Source organism: Ignavibacteria bacterium (assembly GCA_016873845.1).
Lineage (GTDB): Bacteria > Bacteroidota > Ignavibacteria > Ch128b > Ch128b > JAHJVF01.
This window is the reverse complement of record VGVX01000045.1, coordinates 1-22,849: the sequence shown is the minus strand read 5'-3', so window position 1 is coordinate 22,849 and position 22,849 is coordinate 1. Positions and strand designations below refer to the sequence as shown.

At 35.1% G+C, this 22,849-nt stretch carries 19 protein-coding genes; 6 read left to right on the top strand and 13 right to left on the bottom strand.

Translation table 11 applies throughout. The features are described from left to right. The 8 genes from FJ213_09110 to lysA form a co-directional block, all read right to left on the bottom strand. Window positions 1-3,845 (bottom strand): RHS repeat protein (locus FJ213_09110; protein MBM4176315.1); only part of this gene is annotated, 3,845 nt, incomplete at its 3' end. 584 nt (window positions 3,846-4,429) lie between these two features. Then, window positions 4,430-6,925 carry a primosomal protein N' gene (gene priA / locus FJ213_09105; GenBank protein MBM4176314.1) on the bottom strand — a complete coding sequence of 832 codons (2,496 nt, stop codon included), beginning with the start codon at window positions 6,923-6,925 and terminating at the stop codon, window positions 4,430-4,432. Continuing rightward, window positions 6,922-7,341 carry a type II toxin-antitoxin system VapC family toxin gene (locus FJ213_09100; GenBank protein ID MBM4176313.1) on the bottom strand — a complete coding sequence of 140 codons (420 nt, stop codon included), beginning with the start codon at window positions 7,339-7,341 and terminating at the stop codon, window positions 6,922-6,924. The genes priA and FJ213_09100 overlap by 4 nt, the downstream gene beginning before the upstream one ends. Continuing rightward, window positions 7,325-7,531: a hypothetical protein gene (locus FJ213_09095; GenBank protein ID MBM4176312.1), complete on the bottom strand. Its 207-nt coding sequence runs from the start codon at window positions 7,529-7,531 to the stop codon at window positions 7,325-7,327. Before FJ213_09095 ends, FJ213_09100 begins: the two co-directional genes overlap by 17 nt. A gap of 163 nt (window positions 7,532-7,694) precedes the next feature. After that, window positions 7,695-8,777 (bottom strand): LD-carboxypeptidase, encoded by a 1,083-nt coding sequence (locus tag FJ213_09090; protein ID MBM4176311.1) that lies wholly within the window; start codon window positions 8,775-8,777, stop codon window positions 7,695-7,697. Continuing rightward, window positions 8,774-9,304: a TlpA family protein disulfide reductase gene (locus tag FJ213_09085; GenBank protein ID MBM4176310.1), complete on the bottom strand. Its 531-nt coding sequence runs from the start codon at window positions 9,302-9,304 to the stop codon at window positions 8,774-8,776. Before FJ213_09085 ends, FJ213_09090 begins: the two co-directional genes overlap by 4 nt. Further along, a complete protein-coding gene (locus FJ213_09080; protein ID MBM4176309.1) occupies window positions 9,301-9,897 on the bottom strand; it encodes a thioredoxin family protein in 597 nt (198 codons plus the stop codon). The genes FJ213_09085 and FJ213_09080 overlap by 4 nt, the downstream gene beginning before the upstream one ends. A 60-nt stretch (window positions 9,898-9,957) precedes the next feature. Beyond that, on the bottom strand, window positions 9,958-11,223 hold the full coding sequence (gene lysA, locus FJ213_09075; GenBank protein MBM4176308.1) for a diaminopimelate decarboxylase: 1,266 nt from the start codon (window positions 11,221-11,223) through the stop codon (window positions 9,958-9,960). Window positions 11,224-11,274: 51 nt separating this feature from the next. On the opposite strand from lysA, the gene FJ213_09070 reads away from it, so the two are divergent. Next, window positions 11,275-11,658, top strand: coding sequence for a hypothetical protein (locus FJ213_09070; GenBank protein MBM4176307.1), 384 nt, complete (start codon window positions 11,275-11,277; stop codon window positions 11,656-11,658). A 57-nt stretch (window positions 11,659-11,715) separates the two neighbouring features. Here the strand turns inward: FJ213_09070 and FJ213_09065 are convergent, their stop codons facing one another. Continuing rightward, window positions 11,716-12,798, bottom strand: coding sequence for a hypothetical protein (locus tag FJ213_09065; GenBank protein MBM4176306.1), 1,083 nt, complete (start codon window positions 12,796-12,798; stop codon window positions 11,716-11,718). A gap of 190 nt (window positions 12,799-12,988) precedes the next feature. Between FJ213_09065 and FJ213_09060 the strand changes: the two genes are divergently transcribed. Next, a complete protein-coding gene (locus tag FJ213_09060) occupies window positions 12,989-13,426 on the top strand; it encodes a hypothetical protein (protein ID MBM4176305.1) in 438 nt (145 codons plus the stop codon). Window positions 13,427-13,876: 450 nt separating this feature from the next. Here FJ213_09060 and FJ213_09055 read toward each other — a convergent pair whose 3' ends face one another. From FJ213_09055 to FJ213_09040, 4 genes are read right to left on the bottom strand one after another with little or no spacing between them, the layout of a single operon-like run. Then, a complete protein-coding gene (locus FJ213_09055; protein MBM4176304.1) occupies window positions 13,877-14,515 on the bottom strand; it encodes a response regulator transcription factor in 639 nt (212 codons plus the stop codon). Then, entirely contained in the window at window positions 14,508-17,009 is a 2,502-nt protein-coding gene (locus FJ213_09050; protein MBM4176303.1) for a PAS domain S-box protein, read from the bottom strand. Before FJ213_09050 ends, FJ213_09055 begins: the two co-directional genes overlap by 8 nt. Continuing rightward, the gene (locus tag FJ213_09045; protein MBM4176302.1) at window positions 16,967-17,596 is read right to left on the bottom strand and encodes a hypothetical protein; all 630 of its coding nucleotides are present in this window, start codon (window positions 17,594-17,596) and stop codon (window positions 16,967-16,969) included. Before FJ213_09045 ends, FJ213_09050 begins: the two co-directional genes overlap by 43 nt. A 6-nt stretch (window positions 17,597-17,602) precedes the next feature. Beyond that, entirely contained in the window at window positions 17,603-17,917 is a 315-nt protein-coding gene (locus FJ213_09040) for a hypothetical protein (protein MBM4176301.1), read from the bottom strand. Window positions 17,918-18,081: 164 nt separating this feature from the next. Here FJ213_09040 and FJ213_09035 point away from each other — a divergent pair, with 164 nt between their 5' ends. From FJ213_09035 to FJ213_09020, 4 genes are all read left to right on the top strand, one after another. Continuing rightward, window positions 18,082-20,550 (top strand): leucine--tRNA ligase, encoded by a 2,469-nt coding sequence (locus tag FJ213_09035; GenBank protein ID MBM4176300.1) that lies wholly within the window; start codon window positions 18,082-18,084, stop codon window positions 20,548-20,550. 40 nt (window positions 20,551-20,590) lie between these two features. Next, the gene (locus FJ213_09030) at window positions 20,591-20,995 is read left to right on the top strand and encodes a GxxExxY protein (GenBank protein ID MBM4176299.1); all 405 of its coding nucleotides are present in this window, start codon (window positions 20,591-20,593) and stop codon (window positions 20,993-20,995) included. Between the two features lie 48 nt (window positions 20,996-21,043). Beyond that, entirely contained in the window at window positions 21,044-22,324 is a 1,281-nt protein-coding gene (gene serS, locus FJ213_09025) for a serine--tRNA ligase (GenBank protein ID MBM4176298.1), read from the top strand. Window positions 22,325-22,387: 63 nt separating this feature from the next. Continuing rightward, on the top strand, window positions 22,388-22,849 hold a 462-nt coding region (locus tag FJ213_09020), incomplete at its 3' end, for an ABC transporter ATP-binding protein (protein MBM4176297.1).

The window sequence follows — 22,849 nt, the reverse complement described above, 5'->3', positions numbered from 1 at the left end:
TGGTTATTTGTTCGCACTTCTTTTAATCGACCTTGTATATCGTAATCGTACCAAAAGTAGAAATCATTCTCAATGGTTTGTTTTACAAGATTACCTTGATGATCGTATTCGTTTATTATTCGCTTCCAAGGATTAGAACCAAACTTTACCCAAAGGTTTTTTACTCTGCCGAGATGGTTGTATGTGAAAACTTTGTAGTTCCAGCTTTCATTAACTTTATCCCTGAATGCAATAGCAGTAAGTCTACCTTTTATGTTTCCACTTTTAATTGAATCCGGGTTTATCGGATCTGGCATCGCTGCAAAGACTCCAGTTTTTTGATACTTATCGTACATTCGGACTGTTAAATAATTTCCCTCTTCACCTTCAAATGAGTCGTTATAATTTCTATCTGGGTTAAGTTGGTCAAAACCGTAGTTTGAATAGATTCCGCCTGTCAAAACGGGTCTATTAAATAAATCGTATGTATTAAAAATCAGTCCCCGTTCACTGCTTGGGCTCCCGGTATTTAATGTAAATCTTAAATTTCTAAACCTATCGTATTTGTACTTTGTCGTACCATCGTCAGTCGCAGTTTTTTGTTTTACATTTCCGAAGTCGTCGTATTCATAATAAGTATATTTGCCGCCCGGTGTTTTAACGGAAATTAATTGATTTATTCTGTTGTAATTAAAAATAGTTGGTGGCAGACTGCCTTGCCTTTCAGCAATTATATTGCCTGCTTTATCAAAGTAGGTTTCCTTTGTGTTCTGCTCTTCATCGTAAAATTTTCTCCACTCAAAAAATTGCTTACCATCTATTTCACCACTTTCATAATAATACTCAAATTTTTGTTTTGGTGAAGTTATGAGCGTATCGATAAAAGACGTTTCAATTGGATTCGAAAAGTAGTTGTATTTATAAAACTCTTTTCGGCTTTCGCCGTCCCTTAATTCTGATTTTAATCCCATGTAATTATAATTGGTTTCGGCTTTTGACTCGAATATTAAGCTCTCATTTTTAATAGATATTTTTCGCTGCTGTCCAAAAGAATCGTACTCGTCTGAAGTTATCATGCTTTTCGGACTCTTGCCCGAGAAGTTTAATCGCCGTGTCGTTGTAATAGTATTATCAAAGTCGTTATAATCAAAAAGTATAGAACCTTTAGAATTTGATAATTCTATTGATTGAACTGTGTAAGAAATATCAAGCATTGGAACAGAATCAGATGAGCAGTTAAAATTAAACTTTTTGTATTCATGATTTTGGGATACCATTAATAAACTCGTACTGAACATAAAACCATAAAGTGTATCTCCGTTAAGTTTTAGGTCGTTCAATATATTTTTAATATCGATTATCATTTTACTGTTTGGATCAAAACTAAAGGAAATGGAGCCTGAAGTTGCATAAACTTTTTTATTTAGTTGATAAGGCTCTTTTATACCCATTATATTGACTCTTCTATTCTGATCCGGAGTCGTTTCAAATGATTTAGTATAAAAAATAAGATTTGCATTAAATATGGTATCGATGTTTCCCGAGGGCATTCTATCAATTAAAAAGGTAAAATAGTTCCACTTTGAAGCTTCGGTAGGTCGTTCTGGCTCTATTCCGCCGAGGTCTTCATCCATAACAAAACAATGATTTTCACTTATTTCATTTTGATTTCGTACAGAGAATCTTTTATCTGTCGGTTTAAGTTCTAATAAATGGGTAATAGTTGTATCGAGCTGGGGCAATGAACCGACTAAAAAACTTTCTGGAAGGGAAGCTTTTTTAATACGATTCAACTTATCGTAGCTAAACTCAGAATAATTACGATTTGCATCTACTTCAAATCTTGTAAATTCGGAAGCATAATACGAATTAAAATAACGCAAAGTATCTGTATCAATTATATATTCCGTTAGAAATGGTTTTGTTTGGTAACCAAAATGCATGCTCGCTCTCAGCTCAATCGAACCATCAGTTTTAATCCAATGAGAATAAACTGTATCGCGAAATTTCAAATCTTTAATTGTATCAGGCTTCGGATAATAATGTTTGATAATTAAATTTTTATCGTCTCTTGTGTTCTTAAGCATTCCGGAGAAATGATAATTTTCATTTTTGGAATAATAGCTGAAATCCTTGTGCGTTTCTCTAATATCAGAGAAAATCTTTTCCCTCTGAAGCTTACCTTTAAACTCACCGCTCAGGTGATAAAAATTTTCTTTTTGTGATTTAATTAGATTTCCAGAGTAAATCCTCTCCTTTTTAATGTCCCCTAATTTAAAATAAAATAAAGTGTCTAAATACTGAGATAGATTAGGAATGAAATTAAAATATTCTATTGACGTTATTAAATTCTGAGGGTCGATTTTCGTTTCTTGCTTTTTGGTATGCTTGAACATTTCTGGAAGAGTTAACAAAGAATCGTATTGGTAGTTGAAGGTTGTAGTCTTTGTTCTTGTGATGTTATTTCGGGTAATCGACTCGCTTAATGTATCAAGCCAGAAATGGCCTGTAAATGCGTTTGTGTAATTTTTCCATCCCTTTGACCATACATATTTGTTATCAATTAAGTATATGCCATCATTTATGCTTTCTCTTTCAAGCTTAATAATAGAATTAAAGTCAGTTTGGTAGTATGCTCGAAATGCAATTCTGTATCTTGAGAAAGATTTAACCGTCGTGATTGTATCAGGCGATGAAAACTTAAGGGTCGTCCGATTATATTTCGTTATTATAGTTTTGATTTCAGTTGCTACAGTATCTCTTTGGTCGTAAAGTGAACTCCCATTTTTATAGATATAATTAAACTTTTCTTCGAAAATTAAATTTGTATTGTTTTTGAAGGTGTTATAGGATTTTCTTTCTTTTAACATGAAATTAGTTTGGTTATCTCTATAGGCATAGTTCATATTATGCGTGTTGCAATAACCATATCTATCACTCGCAACACCAAAATCAATAGGTGAATAATTTTGATTTGAATTGAAAGGTTTATTGAAAAATGAAAATTCGGAAATTCTTTTATTGTAGTAATTTGTTTTATATAATAGATAAACGGGCTGGTTAAAACTAAAGTCGCTCAAGTACTTAAAATCTCTTGACGTTGTATCGTAAATAAAGACGTCTGTTCTGTTTAAATTGTCAGATATGCTGTGAATGTACTTAATCTTGGTATGTGCACGGTTTGGACTTCTGTTAGTATCATTAATCCCAGAAGACCCGGCTAACTGTGTTATTAATGCATATAAGAACTCTTCGTTATCTCTATTTGTGACTTTGACAGCAGCTAAGTGCTGCTCACCAAAATATTCATAAGTTGTATAATCTACAGTTAAAATGGTTCTGTTTGCTTTTTGAAAAGCTACATTTGTAAATATTTTCCTGCCATATTGAAATCGCTCGTAATATCCTAGAAATAATGTATCGCCATAATTTGAACAAATCCACTTAAGATACATTGCTTTTGGATTTGTTTGCCCAGAATACATTTTACCGTTGAATTTAACTTGCTCTTCTTCAAAGTAATAAGTTAATCCATCACCAGGCTTATACCACATTTTTCTGAAATGACTTTCTCTTGGTACAACAATCGCATATCCTGTGTAGTCTTTACCCATTTCGTAATAAGTCCCATTCAGAGCGAAAGTATTCGGATTAACTAAAACTCGTTTAGACCCATCAGCCATTAATATTTCGATATAATCATAAATATTTGGTTCTTCGTCGAGTGGTAAAAAATTATTAGTATAGCTGTAACCAGGAATCAAAAGCGGTGTTTCTTCACCTTTTAAGTTTTGGGTTCCACCATTATTGGTTTGTAAATAAAAATTATTTTCAAAATTTAAAGTTTGGACAGCAATCCCTTTCACTCCTATTATCCATTCAGGTGCATTTACAATAAAACCAGCATGCTGCTGCCCTCCAAAATAATGAAATGCTCTATGTTCAACATTAGAATTGTATGTTAATGTTATATCTGTGGTTAATCCATTTGGTAAGTTAACTTTTGTGGAATAGTGAACGGATAGATTTCCATCATATTCAGTAATTATTTCGCTGCCATCTAAAATTATACTATTACTCTGCTTGAATCCGCGTTCGTTGAACTTTTCAGCACTGCTTTGAGGCAGCTCAGATTGTCCAAATAGATTATTAATTAGTAGTAATTTAATAATGAAATATGATTTAGCTTTTATAAGTTACCCCGTTATTTTACGTTATTATTGTTATAGTAACACACTTTCATTTTACATTTTAAAAATATCATAATCAACTGATCGGGAAAATTTTAAGAGCTTGGAAATTTTATGACAGGAGTCTCAAAGACAAATTTGGCTTTTTGTGTTGAAGATTCTCCGAAGGGACTAATTACGATTATCATTTAATCTGATAAATTAATTAATGTGTCCCACTTTTTAGAGTAAATACATTTATCTTTTCCGTGAGATTTTTCTCAAATCAAGCTTAACGGATCAATATCGATCAAGAGCTTAACGCTTGTCGTTCTGAATTTTTTTAAGAATTCTATCTCCGCTGATTTCACGACTTTGTGTAAATAAATTCCAGATGGGTCAAGAGTTCTTTTACTTTTCAAAATTATATGATAGCGATATCGATTGCTCAGCTTTGCAATTGCTGCGGGCGTCGGGCTTAATGTAGTTACTATGTTCTTATCATATTTTATAAGCTTGAAAAAGTCGATTGCGTTTTTTCTTACTTGATTAAGATTAAACCCTCGAAATTCGATCAAAGCAATTTTATAAAACGGAGGATAAAAAGCTGCTTGGCGTTCCTGCAGCTCCTGGAGATAGAAGCCGCTGAAGTCGTGGTTTTTTACAAATTGCAAAACGTAATTTTCCGGTTTGAGAGTTTGGATTATAACTTCACCTTTAAGTTTACTTCGTCCCGATCTACCGGCAACTTGAGTCAGCAGTTGAAAAGTCCTTTCAGCCGACCGAAAATCGGGGAACATCAAGCTTGCTTCCGCAGAGATTACTCCAACCATAGTTACATCCGGGAAGTCCAATCCTTTTGCAACCATTTGAGTTCCAAGCAAAACGTCGTAATTTCCTTGAGCGAACTCTGAAAGTATTTTACTGAACGATCCTTTGTGAGAAGTTGTATCGAAGTCCATTCGAGCAATCCGCAAACCGGGAATTAATTGATCAAGCTCATCTTCAACACGTTGCGTGCCGACTCCTTTATATTTTATTTCAAGACTGCCGCAAGTCGGACAAGCTTCCACTTCTTTTTTCGAGAAGCCGCAGTAATGACAAATATATTCCTTTCTGAAAAAGTGATATGTCATCGTGACCGAACAGTTTTTGCAGGTTTCTGTGTAACCGCAATCGGGACAGATGATGTAAGTAGCAAATCCTCTGCGGTTCTGCAGGAGAATTACTTTTTCTTTTTTTTCTATTTTATCTTTGATGCGGTCGATCAACGTCTGCGAAAAAACACCGTACAGCCGTTCTTCCTTTTTTTCTTCAATGAGATTTACAAAAGAAATTGAGGGCAGGATTGCATCATCGATTCGCTTCTTCAGTTCGATCATTGTGTACTTTTTTTGCTGTGCATTGAAATAGCTTTCCATCGAGGGAGTAGCCGAGCCGAGAATTACTACTGCGTTCTCAATCGCAGCTCGTACAACTGCCGCATCTCTCGCATTATAAAAGGGAACAGATTCGTTCTGTTTGTACGAATGATCATGCTCTTCGTCTACGACTATTATTCCCACATTTTTCAACGGAGCGAAAATTGCAGAACGCGGCCCAACAACGATTTTATATTCTTGGTTGATGATCGCGCGCCATTCATCGAATCTTTCCCCGAGCGATAAACGGCTGTGAAGCACGCCAACCTGCTCGCCGAAATAATTTTTTATTCTTCGTATGACTTGAGGAGTAAGTGAAATTTCCGGAACTAAATAAATTGCCGTTTTGCCTTTTTTCAATGCTTCATTTATTAGTTCAAGGTAGACTTGAGTTTTCCCGCTTGCCGTAACTCCATGCAAAAGAAATGTTTTGAATTGACCGCCGTCAATCGTTTCATTTATAATATTAAAAGCATTTTGCTGTTCATCGGTTAGGATCAGACTCTTTTTCTCTTCGTCATAGCTTTCAATGTACTCACGCTTAATTTCAACTTCTTTACTTGTTATAAGTTTTTTCTTAATCAGCGCTTTGAGTATTTGTGTGGAAGCTTTTGTCTTTTCGAGCAAATCTTTTTGAAACATCGATTTATCTTTTGCTGTGAAAAGAGTAACGAGAACATCCACTTGCTTCGGAGCGCGTTTTTCAATTGCTGAAAGAACTGTCGAGAATTCTTCAGCTGACATTTTCTTTAGTTCAATTAAATTTTCTGTCTTAATGCCGACTTTCGGTTTTTGCTTTTCGACAAAAACAGTGCACAGTCCCTTTTCTTCTGCTTTATTGAGATTGTAGTTTAAGTTCTTACCGCCGGTAGCTTTGAATTTCTTTTTGAGTTCATTTATTGAAAATTCTTTTTTTGATGATAGAAGGGCGAGAAGTTTCGAATAATTTGAAGTCTTGTTTTCAAGTTTTTCTAATTCATCAATGATAGGTTCTGAATCGGCAACAATAGATTTTTTGCTTTCAACATCCGAACCATACGGTACCGCCGCTTTTAAGACTTCACCGAGTGAAGAGAAATAATATTCACCAACCCATTTTGAGAACTTAAACAGCTTATCATCGAAAATCGGTTTTGTGTCGAGAATGTCTTCAATAGCTTTCAACTCTTTAACACTAACATCAAGCTTATCAGAAATTCCGATTATGAAACCAGTAAGAATTCTTTTTCCAAATGGTGCAACTGCTCTCACTCCAATTTTCGCAAGGTCTGTTAATTCATCCGGAATTTTATAATGAAAAGATTTTTCGAATGGGAGAGGGAAAACTATTTCAGCAAATTTTGGTGTCACTGTTATTCAACTGAATGAATAATTGAGACCTCATCTATATGCTCAAAATCTTTATGGTTAAGTGTTGCGATCCGATTGATATTATTCAGAAGCATGATTGAAACTAATTCGATGTCGAAAACACGATTCCCGATAGGTTTATATTTTTCTAATAGAAGTTCAAAAATAGAAAGACTTTTAAAATTGGCAAAAAGGATCGTTATGTTTTTTTTCATTTCAAAGTAAAATCTATTTACAATTGTGTGATCAAATTTGTATTTAGTAGTCACTGCAAATAATTCAGATAAGTTTTTACTTGCAGTAAATAGATTGTTATTTGGACTTTCTAAAATTCTTCGCGACAGATCATGAAATTTTGAATTTTGATCGAGAGCGTAAAGGAAAACATTCGTGTCCACAAAGAGACTATTCATAAGCTGCATCTCTAATGTTTTTATTGTCGAGTATTCCTTTAAGGGAAAGAGCGCCGAGAACAGTCCATTCCTTTTTGTTTAATTTATCAGTTTGAATTTCGGTAACACAAACCTCAACGTCTTTACCTAGAAGATTACCAGGATTTTCAATCTTTATAATATTGGACTTTAACTTTGTTTTAAATTTAATGGAAGTCATATTAACACCATTTGATTTTGAGTAAAGTTAGAAAATTAGATTAAAAGTTACTACTCTGAAATTATAATTGGGAATTCACAGAGCAGAGTTTCAACGAATGATTATTTTACTGGAAAATTTGATTTATTTATTAAAATGGGATTATAAATGTTGAAATTTCGTTTTATGAAACCGCTGCCTCAAGCAAGGTCAGTTTTGCTTCATCAACGTTCAGCATAGCTCGGATACCGATTGGGATTGTAAATTTATCTTTTACATGTCCGAACGATAAACCGTAAATGGCTGGAATGTCCAAATAGCTTAATCTGTCGATCAAAACTTCACGCAAGTTGAATGTTGTTTCAAAACTTGGATTATCTCTCCTCTGTTCACAGTTTGAAAAAACGCCCAAAGCAATTCCCGCACACTCTTTTAATTTTCCAGAGTTAATTAGTTGGGTTAGCATTCTGTCAATCCGATATGGCTCTTCACCGACTTCTTCAATGAATAGAATTTTGTCCTTCAAATCGAAATCGAACTCGGTTCCCAAATGAGTAATCAATAATGAAAGATTACCTCCTATCAACTCACCTTCAACTTTTCCGGGAATGATTTTGAGTACTTCTTTGACCGAACTAAAATCATTTCGATGAGGCGGAAGTTCATTCGGTGAAGACATTTCAACAATTTCTTTTCCCTCTACAAGAATTTCATTGAAATACTTCAGCGAGAAATCATTGAAAGTCGAGATACCAACCGGACCGTGGAAAGTTACAATCCTTGATTTCAAAAATATTGCGATCAGAAGCGAAGTAATGTCGCTGTATCCAATTATGATCTTTGGATTTTTTCTTATCAGCTTGTAATCCAAGTAGGGAAGTATTCTCGGAGTTCCGTACCCTCCTCGCGCACAAAGAATTACGTTAATATCATTCCGTGAAAACATTTCATGAATATCGCTCACTCGATCGTTATCAGTCCCACCAAGATAACCAAATTTATTCAATACATTTTTTGCCGGAACTCCTTCATATCCAAGTGAGCTTAGCAGTTCGATGATCTCGTCTAATTCTTTTTGCGTGATAAAACTTGCGGGTGCAATAATTCCAATTTTGCTTTTGGGTTGTAATCGTCTCGGTTTGAGTAGAGGAAGTGTTATATCAATTCCATCACCAGCAACGGCATTTTTTAGAGAAATCGGGATGAAAGAAGATCCCGCGGCAGTAACTGAAACTTGTTTTAAGAATCTTCTTCGGCTTGATTTCATTTGGACTTGTAATTTAGTACTTCACTTAACTCTTTGTTGAATTCATCGAAATCCCTCATCCCAAGAATGTATTTCTGTTGTTTTCCAGTCTTATCAAAAATAAAAGTTGCCGGAATGGCTCCGTTCCACTTTTTATTTATGAAGTTTATTAAGTCTTCGACGTCATCAAAGTCATTTACATAAATTTTAAAATTTGCCTTATTCTTTTTTAGGAATGGAATAATTTTTGAATCAACTTCATCTGGAAAGTCCACACTTAATCCAATGAAATCAACTTTCGATTTTTTGTATTTATCAGCCAGTTTAACTAGATCTGGAAACTCTTCCTTGCAAGGTGCACACCAAGTTGCCCAAACATTAAGAAATAAAACTTTGCCATCCCGATTCTTAATGATTTTCTCGAGTGAACTTTGGTTTATTTTTTCAACTTTGTAATCGGAATTTGTATCCGATTTTATTCCTGCTGAAAATCCAAAATTCACTGCAATCGTAAATGCAAAAAATAAAATCATATTTACAATTTTCATTTTGAGATCCTTTTTATTGTACAACCGAAAGCTTTTGTCTTTTTCACTTCAACTTCTTTTCCGGAGAGAACATTTTCAAGAGCATTTATTAAATCGTTGCTTTTTATTTCGTTGGCCCGGCGGGAGTCATCAATTCTTCCGTGATAGAGAATTTCGAAATCCGAATTCAAGACGTATATTTCCGGAGTAACTGTTGCTTGTAGTTTGTCGGCGATGACATTGTTTGCATCTTTAAGAACCAAAAAGTTAAAATTATTCTTCTCGTTATGCTCGCGGATTTCATCTACCGACTCCTGCTTGTTTGAATTTATTCCGATGAATGAAATCCCTTTGGCTGAAAAATCCGCCGAAATCTTGACCATCCGTTCGTTGTAGTCGTTTGATATAGGGCATTGAGTTGCAATGAACATCAATACAATTGCTTTCGAATCCTTGAATTCTTCTAATGAGTGATAATTTCCGCTCACATCGGCGAGCGTGAAGTTTTCGACTTTTAAGATTTCCTCGGATGTAACATTCTCATTCTTTTCGTCTCCGACAGCACAGTTTGTTAATTGAAATGCTAGAAATACTGACAGAAGGTATTTAAACATTTTATCTCCTTTTTTGAAAACTTAAACAAGTATAAAAATTATAAAGTTTCGTTTAATTTGTTAGTGAATTAATTCATCGATAATATGTTCTCTGCCGATAAGGTCGTCATAGGTTTCTCTCACTCTAGTGACAAAAAATTTATCATTGTCGACGATAACTTCAGGCACTCGTCTTCTTGAATTATAATTTGAAGACATCACCGAACCATAAGCTCCGCACGACATAATTGAAATCAAATCACCTCGGTTCAGCTTCTGAAGAGAACGATCCAAAGCGAGAAAATCTCCGGTTTCGCAAACGGGTCCGACCACATCGTAAATAATTGGTTCCGAATTCGATTGTTCAACAGGCAGAATATGATGATATGCACGGTAAAGTGCAGGCCGGAGCAAATCATTTACTGCCGCATCAATGATCAAAAAATTTTTTTCCCGGTGTTCTTTTGTAAATAAAACTTTCGAAACTAATGCACCCGAATCGGCGGTCAAATATCTTCCCGGCTCCATGAAAATTTTGCAGTTCGATTCTTTAAGTAAGGGATAGATTGCATCGGCAAACTCTTTAGCTGAAGGAGAATATTCTGAGTTGTATTGCACACCAAGTCCTCCGCCAATGTCAAAGTGAGTCAAATGAATTCCGGTTTCACGAAGCTTTTGGATCAGTTTATTCACTATTTTTATCGCATCTTGGTAGACAGATAGTTCGGTGATTTGAGAACCCAGATGCATATCGATCCCAATAACTTCAATATTTGATAGATTAACTGCAAACTTAAAAGCTTCAATAGCGGCATTTTCATCAATGCCGAATTTGCTCTCATAAAGTCCGGTGGTGATGTACGGATGAGTTTTCGGATCGACGTTTGGATTTATTCGAATTGCAATTCGTGCTTTCTTATTTTCCGAAATAGCGAGTCTGTTCATCAATTCCATCTCCTGGACGGATTCGGCTTTAAACAAGAAAATTTCGTGTCGCAATCCCATCATAATTTCATCTTCGGTTTTACCAACTCCAGTAAATAGCAAATCTTTCGGATCGGCTCCGATCTTCAAGGCGCGAAATAACTCTCCGCCCGAGTTCACATCCAAGCCTGCACCCAAGCTGTAAAAAAGTTTCATTAGTGAGAGATTGGAATTCGATTTAACGGCAAAAAATATTTTATAATCCAAAAGGTTGAATGAATTTCTAAACTCATTATATCGGTCAACACACGACTTTTTGCTGTAAACGTAAAATGGCGTACCGACTTCCGCTGCGATTGAATTTAAACTTACTTTTTCACAAAATAACTTATTATTTTTATATGAGTAATTTTCGAACTGCATGAATTTCTCAAACTTTGGGAAACAAAATAAGAAAATTAAAGGAAGTTTTTTATGAAAACTCAAATTAAATATCTCATCTCCATTTTGTTATTATCGCTTTTACTATGTTATTGCGGGAAAAGGTCTGATCATGAAGAGACTTCAATTTCAGATATGCTCGAGTATCTTCGAGAGAATGATTTTTCAATTGGCGAAGTTATGGATTATCCAATTCTAGCCATACAAAATTGCAAAGAGGGAAGGATGGTTAAAATTAACAAAGAAACGGTAATTATTCTTGAGTTTACAACTAAAGAAACTTCGTCTAGATATGCATTGACTTATGCCGGCACCGAGAAGAGTTACAAAACTTACTCAGTCGGCAGGTTTGTCATCAGAAGCGAAGACTCGTACGACGTAGGGAAAGCAGTGAAGGAAAAATTAGTTTTATTTTAGCTTTCCCTTCGCCGACAAACCAATGACTTAAAAATCGATTTTAACTTGCTATTTTTCTTAGTACCAAAAATGAAACTGCAGTACGAATGCATCATTTTTAATGGAGTTGGGATTCTCTAGGTTAATTCGATACTGCGGTCGAATTTCTACAAAACTGAATGGATGGAATTCAAATCCGATAATTAAATGCGAAAAATTCGAATCAGCTTTTTCTGTAACCGGAACAAATCGATCATATCTGAAAACAGCATCTAAGCTTTTCATCAGTTTATAACTGACTTCCAGCATCATCGCGTTGCTCGTTGTTTGGCTTGACATATAATTATTAATGACATCGTACTCACCTAATAATGTCAGTTCGCCGATGGCAAATCCAAAAAACCCGGATATCATTTTTACTTCTAGAGAATCACGATAAACGCCAAAAGAACCCCCAGTCAAGAGATTAATACTTCCAAGTTGAGGTGTAAACTCGATTCGTGTTGTATAAGTTGGATCGGTCAAGAAGGGAAAGTTGCTCTGTCCAGCACTCATTGTTAAAAAAGCTAAATCAGAAAAATATATGCCTGCTTCGATTCCTGTTTCAATATAGAATGGATTGTAAATCATCCCTTGACGAGTGCCAGAAGAAAAAAGTAAATTAAAATCGCCTCCCTGTGTGTAAGAAGTATGATCGTCAAGACGAATTCCGAATGCAGGAGTGAAAGAACCAATCTTCAGATAACTATTGTTTGGAAAAATTTTTAGTAGCCCATAACCCTCCCAAATTCTTTGAATGAAATCATATTTTCCAATTAAATTAATCTCTTCGCTGAGATTTACGTTCGTGTAGAATGCCCCGGACATTTTATGGAAATCAGATTTTTTCAATTCTTGCGAATATAGATATTGAGTTCTTAAATCGAATCCGAAAGAAATATTTTCATTTAGATAGGGGCTCATCTCAAATTCGCGGGGTGAAAAAATGGCGAGATTCTTTCCGTAGCCCCAACCTTCTTCGCTGCGAATAATTCCGCCGGTCGGGTTTGAATGGCAATCGATGCACTGGAATCCAGTTTTAAGCGCATATCGGGGGAGTGAGATGCTTTGGTTGATCAATAAAAATGTAAGTGCAATAGTAAAAAAATAAGTTGATTTCATTTCATCCTCTAAATTGTAAATGCTCAAACATAAAAATGGGGGATTAAGTTTCACTCAAACTTTAAAAGTTAAACCATTATATTCACCAAAAATTTCGGAGAATAAAATTATGTTTTTTCACGCATTACTTTTGGTATTACATGTTCTGTCAGCAGTAATATGGCTAGGCTTTTTCCCGGTTGAGATCTTCATGCGTAGAGGTATTCTTAAGAAACTTGAAAACATTAATTTGCAAAAAGAAGCTAAGTGCCGCAATGAATATATTTCTAGTTACTTAAAACTTAGCAGTCTCACAGGAAAAGTCGGATTAATCGGAATCCTTTTAACGGGAATAACGTTGACAGTTTATTTGCCATACTACTCATTGTTTGATTTCTCATCTAACCACTGGCTTGCTGCTAAGCAGATCGTGATGGCGGTGATCGTTTTATTGGTTGGGATTGTATACATGAAGCGTACTAAAGAATTGAAAAGTAGTCTAACTCGGAATTCTGAAGATTCAAACGATGTGAGTGAAAAAATAATCAAGTTAGTTCAAAGGGTTGGAATTGTATCGAATGTTATAAATATGCTTGTCTTGTTAAATTTTTTCTTTGCGATAACACATCGATTTTTTGCTTACGGTTGAAGGTTTAAAAAACATTGAGCCCGAGCAGGCACTTCGGGCTCAAATGAATAAGAGAGTAGAGAGCTGAGGTAGGATGCTCTATCATTATCCACCTAATGTTCACTAAAACGGTTTGCCCGTGAAAACTCTTTTAAGGAATAACGATTAGCAATATCATTAATACAATTAACAACACCGTATAAATTGCGAGTTCTTTTAGTTCTTGTCTTTTTTCCATTTTTTCTCCAAATTTTTTTGTGAACCAAATAGACTCTCTATCACGCTATGAATTTAATTAATCAGATATGAAAAAAAAGTCGGTGAAAGCTTATTTTTTTGTAGGGTTTTCCCGACACTAGAAAATTTGAATAATTGAAAAAAATGATTTTTTTTGAAGAAAATATGCTGTGCAGGTCAGTTAAAAACACTTTAGAACTGGAGTACGGAGTAATTACAATAGAGGCATATTATTTATGAATAAATGCTTATCTTTTTTTCTATGCAGTATCGAGTTAGGTCGGCATTCGTTTTCAATTTCATTTTTTTCAAAATTCTTTCACGATGACTTGTAATTGTCTTCGAACTCAATCCCAATTGTTGGGCAATGTCTATTATCCGTTTTCCTGCGGCGAGGAAACACAAGACTTCAAATTCACGATCACTAAGGAGTTCATGCGGTAATTCAGTCGGCTTGGCACGAAGATTAGTTGCCAATTTTTCATTCATGATAGGACTTAAAAATTTTTTTCCTGAATGTGCGTTTCGAATTGCATTTAGTAATTGATCGGGTGGAGTTCGTTTGTTTAAATAACCCGAAGCACCTGCTTTCAAAACGCGGACTTCATATTGGTCTTCCGGATGCATACTGAATACAAGAACTGGTAAATCTGGGTACTCAATTTTAATTTGTTTAATTACTTCTAATCCACCTCTGCCAGGCATCCCGAGGTCGAGCAATAATACATCAACCTTTATCGAACGGATTTTTTGAAGTACTTCAATTGAAGATTCCGCTTCACCAACAACTTTCAGGTCTGAAGTCTGATCAATTATTCTTATCAAACCTTCACGAACTACAACATGATCATCTGCAACAAGAATTTTAATCAATGGTTTCCTCCTCGGCATTTATTAATGGAATTTTTAATGTCACTGTTGTTCCTTTTCCTTTTGAAGAAGATATATTGACAGTCCCTTCAAATATACTTGCTCTTTCCTGCATCCCAATTAATCCAAATGATTTTGGATCAATGATGCTTTCCTTGGGAATTCCTTTTCCATCATCTTCAACTTTTAGAAATAAATTTCCATATTTTTTACTTATTGTGATTTTTACATTTTTTGCTTGTGAGTGTCTGGCAATATTAGTTAATGTTTCTTGCAATATCCTAAAAACCGTTGTCGAGTATTCCTGCCCAAAATCATTCTCAAATAAATCTATATTAACTTTACAAATGATTCCAGTCCGTTTTTGAAATTCATCAATTTGCCATTCGATAGCCGGAATTAATCCAAGATCATCAAGTAATGCCGGGCGAAGGTCTGTGGAAATTCTTTGGACAGTTTCAATAGTTGAGTTTATTAAGTTCGACATTTCTTTAATTCGTTCTTTTAATTTTCTTTGTTTATTGGAAACCATCCCTTCTATCCACGAAAGATCTAAATTAAAGGCGGTTAAAAACTGTCCCAATTCATCATGGATTTCTCTAGAGATTGATGCTCTTTCTTCTTCCCTGATTGTTTGAAGGTGGGCAGAAAGATTTCTAAGCTCCTCACGAGATTTTTTAATTTCAGTTTCAGCTTTTTTATGCGGAGTCATGTTACGGAAGATGCTAAGTAAAAACTTTTTATCTTTCCCAAATCGAATAAATGAATTTGTCAGTTCAACCGGGACTTTCCGACCATTATGTAAAGTAATCGAAACAGATTGTCTGCTCAAAAAAGTTTCTGTTATAAATCTATTTTGAAAAACATCAATGTGTTCCGGTTGCGAATCTTTGTATGGAAAATTGAAAAATTTTCCAATCAGTTTTTGCGCAGGAACTTGCACTAAATAACAATAGGCTGCATTCACCATGACAATTCTTCCAGATCCATCTAGTAACCTCATTCCATCAGCTGAATTTTCCCAAACTGTTCGGAATATTTCTTCGCTCTGTTTGAGGGAAATTTCCGCAGTTTTACGTTCGTCGATATCTTCTCCAATTGAACAAAAGCCAGAAACATTATTACTGTCATCAAGCAGTGGGGAGATAGTTGTATTGAGCCAGAATTTTGATTTGTCTTTTCTTAAGCACCTGAATTCAGAATTGACTGCTTGTTTTTTGTTGATAAGAATTTCTCTAAGTTCAAGTAATTTCTCAAGTTGTTTTGGTTCATCTTTTGGCAAATATAATTCTCGTCCAATCCTCCCTATAGCTTCGGATGCTGCAATACCAAAAATTTTTTCAGCACCGGAATTCCAATACTCAATTCTTCCATCCAAATCTGACGTCATTATTGCAATCGACGATGAGCTTTCTAGAATACTCTTCAAAAATAGATTAGTATTGATTAATCTATTTTCGACTTCAATTAATCCCATCAATCCGCCAATGCTGGCAGCTGCTGCAAGGAGAATAGATTCTTCTGCGTCTTTCCACTCTCGCTCATTCGTGCAATCATCAAAACCAATGAATCCCCACAATTTATCTCCTATTTTAATAGGAAGTATGATTACAGATAAAATCTCCTGAGATGATAAAATTTCTTGTTCGGGTTGTGAGAGTGTTCGAACGATGCCTCCATAAACTTCGCCTTTGCTTATTTTTTCGTACAATGGTTTAGCCTGTGGATCAGAGAAAGGTAAATTTTGTAGTAACTCATTATCAATTTGGGGAATTACGCCTTCTTTGCACCACTCAAACTTTTGGGAAGTCGATGGTTCATTTGTTTCAGGATGAATATGATTTTCGAAAATATAAACTCTATCAACACCAGTCGCTGTACCGAGTATTTTCAAGAAAGCATTAATGCTTTGCTTGTAATCATAAGTTACCAATAATTCATTTGTCGCATCGGCAACTGCTTGAAGCAAAGAGTCTTTCTGCTTGAGTTCCTTATCAATTTTTATTTTTTCTGTAACATCTCGTGCAATTCCTCTGATTGCAGTCGGTCTTCCATTCTCCTGAACAATAGAATTCTTGTACTCAAATGCGTATACTGAACCGTTACTACTTCTAATGTGAAATATTCCAGATGAATTTTCTTTGTCAAGAAGGTGATTAAAATAATTTTCTGCCTCATTGAATTCTGAAGCGAAGATATTTTTTAATGATTGCCCGATTAATTCCGCCAACTCAAATCCTAAGATTTTTTCAAAGGTCGAGTTGACTCTTAAAATTTTGCCATCGAGAGAATGAACATATGCCAAGTCTGGAATGTTGTTGAAAAGGTCGCTGTAGATCTTCTCACGATTTTTTATTTCTTCCAGCTTTTCATTTTGTGTACGTAATAGCTTACGGTTATATACAATGATGCTTGCAACAATCATTGTCACCAGTACAACTATTGCAAGTGTACCTATGAAGATAAGCCAGAAAAGTTCAGCTTGGGATGTTGACATAAAAATGCGAAAGTGTATACAATGTTACTTATTATATTAAAAATTGAGTGTATCGGCCAAACATCTATAATGTTACTGACACCGAAGATAAATAAATTCCCTCCGTTATAGATTAATATTCCTAACATGACAAGAAATCGACAATCGCGAAGTGAAATATGCTCCTCGTGCGTGATTATCTGATAAAATGTAATCATCACTGCACTCATGAGAAGAGCGCTTCCGAGAGTTGATGTGAAGCCATCGATTTGGTTTAGACTTTCTATAAAATATTTTGAAAGCAGCCAAATAATTATATAAAATGGGATATAAAAACCGATAACTTTTTTAATTAATCGGTTGACCTGCCATCTGTAAAGTAGTATGGTCAAAATGATAAATTCAAGCAAAGTATAAATATGAAAAATCCAAACATTAAATTCGGATGTGAAAAATCTTATATACAGAGTAGTTAAATCGGACGTCACTGCAGCAAGAAATAAGATGGACAAAATTTTTAAATCCTTGTTCAGCCATTTATAACAAATTACTGCACCCATGAAAGGGAGTGTACTTGAGAGTGCAGAACAAACCATTAAAGTCAGCATATTCAATTATTTACTGTTAAGCTTATTCGTTTCACCACAATAAGGAGGACATGGAAAGCCTTTCTCCATTATTTCACCATTTATTAAATCATTCTCTTTACTGTCCACACCAACTAGAACTAAAACATCTTTGCCATCATTTAAACCGTAGTAAAATCTTATCCCCACACAATTATCTTGATTCAATATTTTCAAAATGGAATCTCTGCCAAAAAAATGTCCTTTGATATATTCAGCAACTTGCTGTGACTGATATTCTTGAGTGAGCTTCGAAGCTTCCTCATAAGATATTGAATGTTCCTCATTTCCAGTAAATGTCATTCTCTTCTCCTTAAATCAGCGGTTTGATTAATGATTCTTATTTAGTCCGAAGCTAACTTTAGATGATGAAAAATTCAATAAAAATCGTTTTCTTGAACATCTTTTTAATTATCCTTAACATTGTACTCAATTTTCAAATACAGATTCTATACAAATAGTAACATATGAAATATTCAGCACAACAGATAGAAACAAAATGGCAGAAATTTTGGCAAGAAAAGAAAATTCACAAAACCGACCTGTCAGATACTGAAAAAAAACTTTATTCACTGGTAATGTTTATTTATCCGAGCGGGGCAAAATTACATTGCGGACATTGGTATAACTATGCGCCAGCTGATACTTGGGCACGATTCAAAAAACTTCAAGGTTATAATGTTTTCGAACCGATGGGTTACGATGCATTCGGTTTGCCTGCAGAAAATTACGCAATTAAAACTGGAATTCATCCTCAAGACAGCACTCTACAAAACATAAAGGATATTCGAAGCCAGCTTGAACGTATCGGAGCAATGTACGATTGGGAACATGAATTGATGACTTGTGATCCGGAATATTTTAGATGGAATCAATGGATTTTCCTGAAATTATATGAAAAAGGATTAGCATATCGGCAAAAAGCTCCTGTAAATTGGTGTGAATCATGTCAAACTGTACTGGCAAATGAGCAAGTGCATTCCGATGGGGCGTGTGAGAGATGTAATAATCTTGTTATCAAGAAAAATCTCACTCAGTGGTTTTTTAAAATTACAGAGTATGCTGAGGAACTTCTAAATGATTTGGATAAAATTGATTGGCCTGAAAAAACTAAAACAATGCAAAGAAACTGGATTGGCAAATCTATTGGTGTTGAGCTGAATTTTAAAATCGAAAACTCAGAAGCTGAAATTCCCGTCTTTACAACTCGACCAGATACACTATTCGGTGTAACATATGTTGTTTTGGCACCCGAACATCCGCTTGTTAACTCACTCACTACTGAAAACAATCAAACTTCTGTATCGAAGTATTTAGAGAAAGTCAGTCATGAGTCTGAAATAGAAAGACTCTCTACAGCCAAAGAAAAAACAGGTATCCCGCTCGGAACTTATGCAATAAATCCTGTTAATGGAGAAAAAATTCCCATTTGGATTGCTGATTATGTTCTCTATACTTATGGAACCGGTGCAGTAATGGCTGTTCCCGGTCACGACGAACGCGATTTCGAGTTCGCAAAAAAATTCAATCTTCAAATTCGGAAAGTAATTCTTGAAGAAGGGACAAAACATGATGACGAATTGAAGTCAGCATTTGTTGATGTTGGTGTTATGATAAATTCCGGACAGTTCAACGGTTTGAATTCAGATATTGGAATTGAAAAAATATCCGATTTTCTCGAAGAGAAAAAAATTGGAAAGCGAAAAATAAATTACCGATTGCGCGATTGGCTAATTTCCCGTCAAAGGTATTGGGGAACACCCATCCCAATAATTCACTGTGAATCTTGCGGAGAAATCCCTGTTCCAGAAACTGATCTGCCTGTTCTTCTTCCTTATGATGTTGATTTCAAACCGATGGGAGAATCTCCGCTTGCAAGAAGCAAAGAATTTCAGACAATTCAATGTCCTAAGTGTAAATCTGATGCAAGACGTGATCCAGATACAATGGATACGTTTGTCGATTCGTCATGGTATCATTTGAGGTTTCTAGATCCAAAGATTGATGACTCTATGTTCAATGTCGAACTAGCAAAAAAATGGATGCCGGTTGATAATTATATTGGCGGTGCCGAACATTCAACAATGCATTTACTCTATGCAAGATTTGTTCATAAGTTTTTAAGGGATATTGGATTAGTTTTTTGTGATGAACCGTATCAAAAGCTCCGACATCAGGGTACGATTACTAATCAAGGTGCAAAGATGTCGAAGTCTAAAGGAAATGTTGTCAATCCTGATGAGTTTATCGAAAAGTATGGTTCTGATGTCTTCAGAATGTATTTGATGTTCATGGGTCCATATGAATTAGGAGGAGATTGGAGTGATCAGGGAATCGTCGGCGTTAGTAGGTTTGTAAATCGGGTGTATGAACTATTCACATCTCACAATTATATATTAGATCCGGTGAGTGATAAGGTTCAAATCTCGCTTTCTGAACTTACAGAATCAGAAAAAAAACTATACAGAAAAGTCAATCAAACAATAAAAAAAGTCACCGAAGATATCGAAGAATTGAGATTCAATACAGCTGTTGCAGCAATGATGGAACTCTTAAATGAAATCGGTCATCTGTCTGAAACCAAAAATGAGAAGTTGATTCATTTCATGCTTGAAAGATTTGCTGTCTTGCTCGCTCCACTAGCTCCGCATTTAGCGGAAGAATGCTGGTCGCTTCTCGGAAAAGAGGAAAGTATTTATGAGAGACCAATTTGGTTTGAGTATGATAAAGAGGCAATAATTGAAGATAAAATCACGCTTGCGATTCAAGTTAACGGAAAACTTCGTGCTGCAATTGAAGTAGATTTGGATGATGATGAGAGTGTAATTAAAAGTATCGCAAAGCAAGATTCAAGAGTCCTTAAGTTTATTGAGGGTAAACAAATCGTAAAAGAAATTTATGTTAAAAATAAAATATTAAACATTGTTGTTAAGTGAGAAATAGGAACCCGGATTATTACGATGTTTAAGATCAATTATGATCAGTTCAAATTTAAAATATTCAAATATTACTGAACTTATTATTAAAGCATTCTATAAAGATTATAATAAATTAGGATATGGCTTTCTTGAGAAGGTTTATGAAAATTCCCTAAAGCTTGAATTAAAACATTTGGGATTGAATTGTAATAGACAAAAACCAATAACTGTATATTATGATGATTCGGTTGTCGGTGAATATTTTGCTGATATAATTGTGAATGAAGTTGAAATCGTTGAACTAAAAGCTGCCGAATCTTTATGTGGAGAGCATGAAATTCAGTTAGAAAATTATTTAAAGGCTACTGAAATTGAAGTCGGATTATTATTGAATTTTGGTAAAAAGCCAGAAGTGCGGCGTTGCGTTTTAACAGACGAATATAAAAATCATAGTAAATCTTAATAATCATAATGATCCGTGTTCCTAATAAAATTATAGAAAAGAGAAAATATGTTAGACTTAAAATTTATTCGTGAAAATCCTGATGCTGTCCGCCAAGGAATTACAAACAAAAATGAAAAAGACAATATTGATCAATTGTTAAAGCTTGATCAAAAGCGGCGTGAAATCATCAGTAATGTTGAATCACAAAAAGCTCTGAAAAATCAAGCTTCATCTGAAGTTGCTAAACTTAAAAGAGAAGGCAAAGATGCATCGGATATAATTGCTAGGATGAAATCAGTTTCAGACGGGATTACCAAACTCGATCAAGATTTATCTGAGCTTGAGAAACAATTAAATTCAATACTGTTAACAATTCCTAATTTACCGCATGAAAGCGTTCCAATTGGCGGAGACCCAACGAAAAATGTTGAGATTAGAAAATGGCAGCCGCATGAATATAAATACCAACTTGAGAGTAACAATTATCTTGATCACTTAGCACTTGGCAGGAAATTAAGCATTCTTGATTTTGAGCGCGGTGCAAAAATTTCCGGAGGTGGTTTTCCTTTATACATCGGTAAAGGTGCAACCCTCGAACGCGCTCTGCTAAATTTTATGATCGATATACATCTTGAAAAACATGGATATCAAGAAGTCTTTCCGCCGTTTCTTGTTAATCGTGCTTCAATGATCGGAACCGGACAAATTCCCAAGATGGAAGAAGATATGTACCGGTGTGATGCCGATGATCTCTTTCCAATTCCTACTGCTGAAGTTCCAATTACAAATATCTATCGTGATGAGATGTTAAGAGAAGACCACCTTCCGATTAAATATGTTGGTTACTCCGCTTGTTTTAGAAGAGAAGCAGGCTCATATGGAAAAGATACAAAAGGATTTCTACGAGTACATCAATTCAATAAAGTTGAAATGGTGAAATTTGTTAAGCCCGAAGACTCGTACAATGAATTAGAGATATTAGTAAATGATGCTGAAGATGTTCTGAAAGAATTAAAAATTCCATATCGAATTCTTATGCTTTGTACAGGGGACTTAAGTTTCGCCGCAGCAAAATGTTATGACATTGAAGTCTGGGCTCCGGTCGAACAAAAATATTTGGAAGCTTCTTCGTGCAGTAACTTTGTAGATTTTCAAGCGAGGCGGTCTAACATCCGTTTTAAAAGAAAAGAAGGAGGAAAGCCGGAATTTGTTCATACGCTCAACGGTTCAGGACTCGCAACAAGCAGATTAATGGTTTCGATCATGGAAAATTATCAAACTCCTGAAGGAAAACTCATTGTTCCAAAAGTTCTTCAGAAATATACCGGCTTTGGGATAATAGATTAGTTAGCAATTAAACTTTTTAAGTTTAAGATATGTTAGGTATTCTTATTCGCCTATAGGATTTATTTGCGTTCACTATTTACACTTAAAAAATATTTCATTCGTCACAAGAAGAAGCTGCTTTGGGGATTCGTCTTTATCCTTCTCTCGAATATTTCGAGCGTTTATGTTCCAATCCTTATTCGTGACAGCATTGACGAATTACAAAAGAATATATCATCGGATGCCTTGCTTACTTATGCACTTTTAATTGTTGGTGTTACATTTTTCAGCGGTGTATTTAGATTTTTAATCCGTGAAACGATTATTGTCTCATCGCGGTTGATTGAGTTTGATATGCGAAACGATTTTTGGGACCATCTGCAAAAGCTCCCAATGAAGTTTTTTCAAAACACTAAAACTGGCGATATAATGGCTCACGCGACAAATGACATTAATGCTGTGAGAAATTTTTTCGGACCTGCGGTGATGTATTCGGTCGATACTGCAACTACCTTTGTTTTAACAATAGCAATAATGATTTCCATC

What these genes read in the sequence shown, in the direction of transcription:
- FJ213_09100 (MBM4176313.1), bottom strand. Translation starts at nt 7,341, where the DNA reads ATGCAGCTTATGAATAGTCTCTTTGTGGACACGAATGTTTTCCTTTAC.
- FJ213_09095 (MBM4176312.1), bottom strand. Translation starts at nt 7,531, where the DNA reads ATGACTTCCATTAAATTTAAAACAAAGTTAAAGTCCAATATTATAAAG.
- FJ213_09090 (MBM4176311.1), bottom strand. Translation starts at nt 8,777, where the DNA reads ATGAAATCAAGCCGAAGAAGATTCTTAAAACAAGTTTCAGTTACTGCC.
- FJ213_09085 (MBM4176310.1), bottom strand. Translation starts at nt 9,304, where the DNA reads ATGAAAATTGTAAATATGATTTTATTTTTTGCATTTACGATTGCAGTG.
- FJ213_09080 (MBM4176309.1), bottom strand. Translation starts at nt 9,897, where the DNA reads ATGTTTAAATACCTTCTGTCAGTATTTCTAGCATTTCAATTAACAAAC.
- lysA (MBM4176308.1), bottom strand. Translation starts at nt 11,223, where the DNA reads ATGCAGTTCGAAAATTACTCATATAAAAATAATAAGTTATTTTGTGAA.
- FJ213_09070 (MBM4176307.1), top strand. Translation starts at nt 11,275, where the DNA reads ATGAAAACTCAAATTAAATATCTCATCTCCATTTTGTTATTATCGCTT.
- FJ213_09065 (MBM4176306.1), bottom strand. Translation starts at nt 12,798, where the DNA reads ATGAAATCAACTTATTTTTTTACTATTGCACTTACATTTTTATTGATC.
- FJ213_09060 (MBM4176305.1), top strand. Translation starts at nt 12,989, where the DNA reads ATGCGTAGAGGTATTCTTAAGAAACTTGAAAACATTAATTTGCAAAAA.
- FJ213_09050 (MBM4176303.1), bottom strand. Translation starts at nt 17,009, where the DNA reads ATGTCAACATCCCAAGCTGAACTTTTCTGGCTTATCTTCATAGGTACA.
- FJ213_09045 (MBM4176302.1), bottom strand. Translation starts at nt 17,596, where the DNA reads ATGCTGACTTTAATGGTTTGTTCTGCACTCTCAAGTACACTCCCTTTC.
- FJ213_09040 (MBM4176301.1), bottom strand. Translation starts at nt 17,917, where the DNA reads ATGACATTTACTGGAAATGAGGAACATTCAATATCTTATGAGGAAGCT.
- FJ213_09035 (MBM4176300.1), top strand. Translation starts at nt 18,082, where the DNA reads ATGAAATATTCAGCACAACAGATAGAAACAAAATGGCAGAAATTTTGG.
- FJ213_09030 (MBM4176299.1), top strand. Translation starts at nt 20,591, where the DNA reads ATGATCAGTTCAAATTTAAAATATTCAAATATTACTGAACTTATTATT.
- serS (MBM4176298.1), top strand. Translation starts at nt 21,044, where the DNA reads ATGTTAGACTTAAAATTTATTCGTGAAAATCCTGATGCTGTCCGCCAA.